The 7472-nt window shown below is 67.4% G+C and carries 9 protein-coding genes and 1 pseudogene; 5 read left to right on the top strand and 5 right to left on the bottom strand.

Annotated elements, in window-relative coordinates:
• On the bottom strand, window positions 1-831 hold an 831-nt coding region (locus VFT73_RS05415; RefSeq protein ID WP_326409144.1), incomplete at its 3' end, for an MFS transporter.
• Between the two features lie 116 nt (window positions 832-947).
• Between VFT73_RS05415 and VFT73_RS05410 the strand changes: the two genes are divergently transcribed.
• A complete protein-coding gene (locus VFT73_RS05410) occupies window positions 948-1562 on the top strand; it encodes a class I SAM-dependent methyltransferase (RefSeq protein ID WP_326409142.1) in 615 nt (204 codons plus the stop codon).
• Here VFT73_RS05410 and VFT73_RS05405 read toward each other — a convergent pair.
• Both VFT73_RS05405 and VFT73_RS05400 read right to left on the bottom strand, forming a co-directional pair.
• Window positions 1559-2089: a GNAT family N-acetyltransferase gene (locus VFT73_RS05405; RefSeq protein ID WP_326409141.1), complete on the bottom strand. Its 531-nt coding sequence runs from the start codon at window positions 2087-2089 to the stop codon at window positions 1559-1561. The genes VFT73_RS05410 and VFT73_RS05405 overlap by 4 nt on opposite strands.
• Window positions 2086-3225, bottom strand: coding sequence for a phosphatidylserine/phosphatidylglycerophosphate/cardiolipin synthase family protein (locus tag VFT73_RS05400; RefSeq protein WP_326409140.1), 1140 nt, complete (start codon window positions 3223-3225; stop codon window positions 2086-2088). Before VFT73_RS05400 ends, VFT73_RS05405 begins: the two co-directional genes overlap by 4 nt.
• A gap of 103 nt (window positions 3226-3328) precedes the next feature.
• Between VFT73_RS05400 and rpoZ the strand changes: the two genes are divergently transcribed.
• On the top strand, window positions 3329-3670 hold the full coding sequence (gene rpoZ, locus VFT73_RS05395; protein WP_326409139.1) for a DNA-directed RNA polymerase subunit omega: 342 nt from the start codon (window positions 3329-3331) through the stop codon (window positions 3668-3670).
• Between the two features lie 104 nt (window positions 3671-3774).
• Here the strand turns inward: rpoZ and VFT73_RS05390 are convergent, their stop codons facing one another.
• Together VFT73_RS05390 and pdxH are read right to left on the bottom strand one after the other, a co-directional pair.
• Window positions 3775-4710, bottom strand: coding sequence for a cation diffusion facilitator family transporter (locus VFT73_RS05390; RefSeq protein WP_326409138.1), 936 nt, complete (start codon window positions 4708-4710; stop codon window positions 3775-3777).
• Window positions 4707-5285: a pyridoxamine 5'-phosphate oxidase gene (gene pdxH, locus VFT73_RS05385; RefSeq protein WP_326409137.1), complete on the bottom strand. Its 579-nt coding sequence runs from the start codon at window positions 5283-5285 to the stop codon at window positions 4707-4709. The genes VFT73_RS05390 and pdxH overlap by 4 nt, the downstream gene beginning before the upstream one ends.
• An 84-nt stretch (window positions 5286-5369) precedes the next feature.
• On the opposite strand from pdxH, the gene VFT73_RS05380 reads away from it, so the two are divergent.
• The 3 genes and pseudogenes from VFT73_RS05380 to VFT73_RS05370 form a co-directional block, all read left to right on the top strand.
• On the top strand, window positions 5370-6245 hold the full coding sequence (locus tag VFT73_RS05380; RefSeq protein ID WP_326409136.1) for a Ku protein: 876 nt from the start codon (window positions 5370-5372) through the stop codon (window positions 6243-6245).
• Between the two features lie 9 nt (window positions 6246-6254).
• A pseudogene (locus VFT73_RS05375) lies at window positions 6255-6686 on the top strand (DNA polymerase ligase N-terminal domain-containing protein); the annotation flags it as partial.
• A 297-nt stretch (window positions 6687-6983) separates the two neighbouring features.
• Window positions 6984-7472, top strand: a 489-nt coding sequence (locus VFT73_RS05370; protein ID WP_326409143.1) for a complex I subunit 1/NuoH family protein, incomplete at its 3' end; no start/stop codon positions are given.

The following is a 7472-nucleotide window of genomic DNA, read 5'->3' as shown; positions in this document are numbered from 1 at the left end:
CAGGAAGCCGACCGCCTGCCCCGTCATCGCCTGGGCATGGCCGGTGACGAGCCCCAACACCCTCCAGGGCCAGATGCGCGGGTCGGTCAGCGGCATCGGCTTGCCGCGATCCTCGGCGGTCGCGGCGCGGACGCTGGCGCCCGTCGGCTCGCCGCCGATCGAGGGATAGCTGGTCGCGGCGCCGCGCGCGTCGCCCGGCGTGTCGTCGGGCAGCAGCCGCGCCGCCACCGCCAGCATGCCCATGCCGAAGATCGAGAAGACGAACGCCGGTCCCGACAGGCCGACGATCGGCAGCACGAAGAAAGGTGCAAGCGCGGGACCCAGGATCGTGCCGAGCCCGAAGGCGGAGGCGAGCAAAGTGAGGGCGCGGGTGCGCTCCTCGCGCGAGGTGCCGGCGGCGACGATCGCCTGCGCGGCCGGCGGGGCGGCGGCGCCGAACGTGCCGTAGAGCATCCGCGCGACGATGAAGCAGCCGAATGCGGGAAGCGGCGCCAGCCAGCCGAGGATCCCCGCCGCCAGGAACGCACCGCACAGGAACACCGACGAGCAGAAGCCGAACAGGCCCAGCAGCACCATTTGTCGCCGCCCCTGCCGGTCGGAGCGCCGTGCCCAATAGGGGGCCGAGATCACCCAGACCAGCGCGGACACCGAAAAGGCGGCGGCCACGGCATTGTCGGGCACCTTCAGCGAGCGGCCGAGGGCGGGAAGCACCGACTGCAGCGCAGTGTTGCCCGCCGCGATGGTCAGCATCACCAGGAACAGCAGCGCGAAGGGCGGCGGGGCACCAACGGCCTCACCCCGCGTTGTGCCCGAACCGGGGCTCCCCGCCATCGACCTGTCCGCCGCCATCAGCAGGCGCGATAGAACAGAGCGGGGATGGCTGGAAGCGCAGTTGCAAGTGCCTGAAAGATTTGCGACGGCGCGCATACGAAGAAAGAGGTTGGTCAATGCCCGTTTCCTCCGCCGGCCAGAAGGCCAAGGCTTTCTCCCGGCGCCGGCCGAGCCACCCGCTGGCCTTGTTCTTCAAGGGCTTCCTGAAGCATCCGGCGATGGTGGGCTCGGTGATCCCGTCGTCGCGAGCGCTGGTCGACAAGATGCTGGCGCCTGTCGACTGGGAGCGGGTGAAGCTGTTCGTCGAATATGGCCCCGGCGTCGGCACCTATACCGTGCCGATCCTCGATCGGCTCGGCCCCGACGCGACACTGGTCGCGATCGACACCAATCCCGACTTCGTCACTTTCCTGCGCCGCGAAGTGGCCGATCCGCGCTTCCACGCGGTGCGCGGTTCGGCGGCGGACGTGCGGCGGATCGTCGCCGATTTCGGCTTCGAGCAGGCGGACTATGTCCTTTCGGGCCTGCCCTTCTCCACGCTGCCCGAAGGCGTCGGCGACCGGATCGCGGCTGAAACCGCTGCGGTGCTGAAAACCGACGGCGCATTCCTGGTCTATCAGGTCTCCGCCAGGGTCGCGGACTATATCGGCCCGCATTTCCCTTCCATCGAGCATGGCTTCGAGTGGCTGAACATTCCGCCCATGCGCCTGTTCTGGGCACGAAAAGGCTAGAGGCTTTTGCGCATCCGGATCAGCGGGACGGGAGCGCCGCCGGTGGCGTCCGTCACACGGTCGACCGGCCGGTAGCCTGCCGCGGCGTAGAGCGGTTCGCCTGCCAGCGTCGCCATCAACTCGGCGGAAGCGAAGCTCTCGGTCCGCGCGGCGTCTTCGCAGGCCTGCAAGATGAGCCGCCCGACGCCGCGGCGCACGAAATCCGGATCGGTATACATGGCCCGGACGCGTGCCGCTTCGATGCGCGGATCGAGCAGCCGCGGCTCGCGCAGTTCGATGCTGTGATCCCCGCCGTACAGCGTCGCCCGCCTGCTCCAACCGCCGCATCCGGCGACAGCACCCGCCACCGTGACCACAAAGTAGGTGCGATCGGCGATCAGTTGCGTATCCAGTCCCATGATCGCGTGGCTCGCTCGCACCTGCGCCGGATCCAGCCACGGCGACAGCAGCGTGTCGATCGCACGCTCCATCAGCCGCTTGAGCGCCGGCGGGTCTGCCTCGACGGCCAGACGGAGCGCGAGCGTCATTCCGCGTCGATATTGAGGCGTCGGGTGACGCCATAATCGAGCGTCGAAACCAGAAAATAGGCGATCGCGTTGCGGGCTCGGGCGAGCGTATGCCCCCAGCCGGTCATATCCTTCAGCGTGATTTCGACACTGTCCTTCAGCTCGTGATCGAACAGCGCGCGCATCCGCTCGGCGAAGGCGCGGTCCTCGATCCGCAGCATCAGCTCCATGTTCAGGAACAGGCTGCGCATGTCAAAATTGGCCGAACCGATATGAACAGCGTCGTCGATGACGTAGAGCTTCGTATGCAGCTTCGATGGCTGATATTCGAAGATCCGTACGCCCTTGCGCAGCAGCCCGGGATAGGTGAAGCGCGCCGCCGCGATCGTCGTCGTGTTGTCCGATTTGGCGGCAGTGATCACGCGCACCTGCCCGCGAATGCCGGCGCGGTCCAGCCGCTGCAGCATCGCCGGGCTGGGCGCGAAATAGGCGGCGATCAGCGACGCCGATCGGGCACGGAAGATGTCGTCGCGGATGGTCCGCGCCCAAGGGCTCAGGCGCCGCGCCGGACCGCCCAGCAGCCAGCGCACTTTCCCTTTGGGTTCGCTCCAGCGGCGGAGCGCCCGCCTGAGGTCGCGCATCCGGGCCTGCGGCCGCTTGGTCCAGGCCGAGAGTGCATCGAAATAGCCGACCAGCCGACCAGCCGCGGGCCCTTCGACGATCAAGCCCAGGTCGCGCCAGCCATTCTCCTCCGGCCCAGCGAAATAGGCATCCTCGATATTGAAGCCACCGATCACGAGGCGGCTTTCGTCGGCGATGCAGAGCTTCTGGTGGTTGCGGAGCAGAAATCGCCGCCCGTAGCGGGGAATGAAGCGGCAGATGTCGACGCAAGCCTCGCGCAGCGGCTGCAGGAACGCGTCGTCAGGGTCGCTGCCGAAACCGTCGATGATCAGGCTGACGCTCACGCCGCGCTGGCAGGCTGCCACCAGCGCGTTGCGCACGCGCCCGCCGGTATGATCGTCGGCAAAGGTATAGTAGAGGAGGCGAAGGCTTTCCTGCGCGCCCTCGATCAGCGCAAGCAGTCCGGTGAGCCGATCGCGCGGCTCGATCAGCAGGGTCAGGCGGTTGCCTTCGACATCGATGCTGTCCCCGTCCACGCCAGCCTCATGCGCGAGCGGGACGGGCCGCGCAAGTTGACTCGGAGGCGCCGCGACCCTATGTCGCCCGCCTTCCCGAAGTGCCGAATTTTTGGAGCGTTCAATGGCGCGCGTTACCGTCGAGGATTGCGTCGACAAGGTCTCGAACCGGTTCGACCTGGTGTTGCTGGCCGCACAGCGCGCGCGCCAGGTGTCGGGCGGCGCCGAGCTGACGATCGACCGCGACCGCGACAAGAACCCGGTCGTCGCACTGCGCGAGATCGCCGAAGAGACGATTCGCCCGGACAATCTGCGCGACACGCTGATCGGCAGCCTGCAGCGCGTGCAGGTCGACGACGACGATGCGGTCGACGAGCTGGGCTCGTTGGCGCAGCAGGCCGAGGCGCTCCGCCTCACTGCCGCCGCCCCGCCGCGCAACCAGAATATGGGTGGGGATTACGAGTGAGCGCGCGCGGCTAAGCGCAGCTTAGCCGAAGACAGCGCGAACTCCGGCCGGCCGGCAAAGCCGGACCGACGGCGCGGCTTTGCCGCGCCGTTTGCGTATCCGCCTCACGTCTCCGGCGTCTCCCGAAGGTCCTCGTCCGCCTCCCCCGCGCGGTCGATCTGGCCTTCGGGATCGAGGTGGATCAGCACCTCGGCGCCCGGAAACGCCGACTGCAGCGCATGCTCGGCGGCTTCGACGATGTCGTGCGCCTCGGCGATCGTCATGTTGGGATCCACCCAGGCGTGAAATTGGGCGAAGTCGTGGGCGCCGCTGGTCCGGGTGCGCAGGTCGTGGATGCCGCGGAAACCGGCCTGGGCGTTGGCGAGCTCGACGAAGCGACGGCGGCGCTCCTCCGGCCATTCGCGGTCCATCAGCTGGTCGATCGCCTGGGATGAAGCCTGCCACGCGCCCCAGGCCAGCCACAGGGCGATGCCGATGCCGAACACCGGGTCGGCGCCCCGCAGTCCGACGAATTGCTCCAGCGCGAGGGCGACGATGACGCTGCCGTTCAGCAGCAAGTCGGACTGATAATGGACGTTGTCGGCATGAATCGCGACCGACCCGGTGCGCGCGATCACGCGGCGCTGATAGGCGAGCAGCAGGAAGGTCGACAGGATCGCGATGGCCGACACGCCGATGCCGAACTCGGCGTCCTGGGTCTCGCCGCCTGTGCGCAGCCGGTCAACGGCACGCCACAGGATGCCGGCCGCGGAAACGGCGATCAGCGCGACCTGCACCAGCGCCGCGAGCGCCTCCGCCTTGCCGTGGCCGAAGCGGTGGTCGTAATCCGCCGGCTGCGCGGCCAGCCGCACGCCATAGAGGGTGATCAGCGACGCGCAGACGTCGAAGGCTGTATCGGCAAGCGAGCCGAGCATCGCCACCGATCCGGTCGTCCAGGCCGCATAAGCTTTGAGCGCGAGCAGAAACAGCGCCATCGAGACGCTGGCGATCGCCGCGCGCGCGGTCAGCGATCCGTGCTCCTGCAGCCGGGCGTCGCTCACGGGTAGAGCAGGCCTTCGCGCCAGCCGCCTTCGACCCGCTCGAACAGCCGCCGTTCGTGCAGCCGGTGCTGGCGATCCTGCCAGAATTCGATCCGATCGGGCGCGACGCGGTAGCCGCCCCAATGTGGCGGCCGCGGCACCGGCTGGCCGTCGAAACGCCGGCGCATCGCTTCGTAGCGCTGCTCGAATGCGGCGCGTTCGTCGAGCGGCCGCGACTGGTCCGACGCCCAGGCACCCAGCTGCGAATCCCGGCTGCGCGACGCGAAATAGGCGTCGGATTCGGCATCGGAAGCGAGACTGACCGGCCCTTCGATCCGCACCTGGCGCCGCAGCGACTTCCAGTGGAACAGCAATGCGGCTTGGGGATTGGCGGCCAGTTCCGCTGCCTTGCGGCTTTCCCGGTTGGTGTAGAAGACGAAGCCGCGTTCGTCGAAGCCCTTCAGCAGCACCATCCGGACCGACGGCCGCCCCGACGCGTCGGCCGTGGCGAGCGCGACCGCGTTTGAATCGTTGATTTCCGTCTCGCGCGCCTGCGCAAACCAGTCGGCGAACAGCTCCAACGGATCGGTGGTCATGCCCTGCGCTTTAGGGAGGGTTCGCGCCCAAGGGAACGACTCTTATGCTGACGCTTTGAATCGGTCTCGCAACGAAGGTGACTCATGGCCGCACGCGCCTATTGGCAGGGACAGATCAGGCTCGCGCTCGTCTCGATTCCGGTCGAGCTCTATTCGGCGACGAAGAGCGGCGCGCAAATCCAGTTCCATCAGATCCACGAGCCGAGCGGCAAGCGGATCAAATACGAGAAGGTCGCGCCTGGTGTGGGCCCGGTGGACCCGGAGGACATCCGCAAGGGCTTCGAATACGAGAAGGGCCACTACGTCCTGCTCGACGAAAGCGAGATCGACGCGGTCAAGGTCGAGAGCAAGAAGACGCTGGAGCTGACCCAGTTCGTCGACGCGCACGAGATCGACGTGCTCTATTTCGAGAAGCCCTATTATGTCGTCCCCGCCGACGATCTGGCCGAGGAAGCCTTCGTCGTGCTGCGCGAGGCGCTGAAGCGGACCAAGAAAGTCGGGCTCGGCCAGCTGACGCTCAGGGGCCGCGAGTACATCATCAGCCTGAAGCCGTGCGGGCGCGGCATCGTGCTTGAGACGTTGCGCTATTCCGACGAGGTCAACAAGGCGCAGAGCTATTTCCGCGACATCGCCGACACGAAGCCCGACGAGGAGCTGCTCGACCTCGCCGAAACGCTGATCGCCAAGAAGACCGCGCCGTTCAAGCCGGACCAGTTCCACGACCGCTATGTCGATGCGCTGAAGGCGCTGGTGCAGAAGAAGCTGAAGGCGAAGGGCGGCAAGGTCGCACCCGAACCCGAGGAGGAAGCGCCGAAGCGCGGCGGCAATGTCGTCGATCTGATGGCGGCGCTGAAGAAGTCGCTGGAAAAGCCGGGCGAGACCGCGAAGCCGGCGCGCAAGCCCGCGGCCAAGGCGCCGGCGAAAAAGGCGGCGCCCGCGAAGAAAAGGGCGGCGGGTTAACACGCGACGATGGCCGCCGCTCGCACAGATCCCCTCGCCCGCTACAATGCGAAGCGCGACTTCACCAGGACCGCGGAGCCCGCCGGCACGATCGCGAAGGGGGCCGGCCACACCTTCATGGTGCAGAAGCACGATGCCACGCGGCTGCACTGGGATTTGCGGCTGGAGATGGACGGCGTGCTCAAGTCCTGGGCCGTCACGCGCGGGCCGAGCCTCGATCCTGACGACAAGCGGCTCGCGGTCCGGACCGAGGACCACCCGCTTTCCTACGCCACGTTCGAAGGCACGATCCCGAAAGGCGAGTATGGCGGCGGCACGGTGATGCTGTGGGATCGCGGCGAATGGGCGCCGGTCCAGGGCAAAAGCGCGAAGGACCTGGAGAAGGGGCACCTGCACTTCATCCTGAACGGCGAGCGGATGAAGGGCGAATGGCTGCTGATCCGCCTGAAACCGCGGCCCAAGGAGCGCACCGAAAATTGGCTGCTGCGCAAGATCGACGACGATTATGCCGGCGGCTCCGGCGATCTGGTCGACCGCTGCCTGACCAGCGTCAGCACCGGCCGGACGATGGACGAGATTGCCGCGGGCAAAGATCCTCCCCCAGCTCGGCTGGGGGAGGGGGACCGCGACGCGAAGCGGCGTGGTGGAGGGGCGGCGCGCCAGCGCCGTGTCCCACGGCGTCCCCTCCACCACCGCTCCGCGGCGGTCCCGCTCCCCACAAGTGGGGAGGATCTCCGCATGATCAGCTGGTTCACAGGCGTCCTGCCCTATGGCTGGGCTTATTTCATCGCCACGATCATCGACATCCTGGTGATCGCGCTGCCGCTGATGCTGGCGGTCGCGATGATCATCTATGCCGACCGCAAGATCTGGGCGGCGATGGCGCTCCGCCGCGGGCCCAACGTGGTCGGTCCGTTCGGTCTGCTCCAGTCGTTCGCGGACGGCCTCAAGGTCTTCCTGCAGGAAACGATCATCCCGTCTGCCGCCAATCGCGGCCTGTTCCTGATCGCGCCGATCATCACTTTCACGGTCGCGCTCGCGGCCTGGGCGGTGATCCCGTTCGGGCCGCGGGCGGTGCTCGCCAACGTCAATGTCGGCCTGCTCTACTTGCTCGCGATCAGCTCTACCGGCGTCTACGGCGTGATCCTGTCGGGTTGGGCATCCAATTCCAAATATCCCTTCTACTCCGCCGTCCGCGCCGCCGCGCAGATGGTGAGCTATGAAGTG

This window comes from Sphingomonas sp. (genome assembly GCF_035758555.1).
In the GTDB taxonomy this organism is placed as follows: Bacteria; Pseudomonadota; Alphaproteobacteria; order Sphingomonadales; family Sphingomonadaceae; genus Sphingomonas_B.
This window is presented reverse-complemented; position numbering and strand designations above follow the sequence as displayed.

Excerpts from the sequence above, each read along its gene's own strand:
- VFT73_RS05410 (WP_326409142.1), top strand. The coding sequence starts at position 948 with ATGCCCGTTTCCTCCGCCGGCCAGAAGGCCAAGGCTTTCTCCCGGCGC.
- VFT73_RS05405 (WP_326409141.1), bottom strand. The coding sequence starts at position 2,089 with ATGACGCTCGCGCTCCGTCTGGCCGTCGAGGCAGACCCGCCGGCGCTC.
- rpoZ (WP_326409139.1), top strand. The coding sequence starts at position 3,329 with ATGGCGCGCGTTACCGTCGAGGATTGCGTCGACAAGGTCTCGAACCGG.
- pdxH (WP_326409137.1), bottom strand. The coding sequence starts at position 5,285 with ATGACCACCGATCCGTTGGAGCTGTTCGCCGACTGGTTTGCGCAGGCG.
- VFT73_RS05380 (WP_326409136.1), top strand. The coding sequence starts at position 5,370 with ATGGCCGCACGCGCCTATTGGCAGGGACAGATCAGGCTCGCGCTCGTC.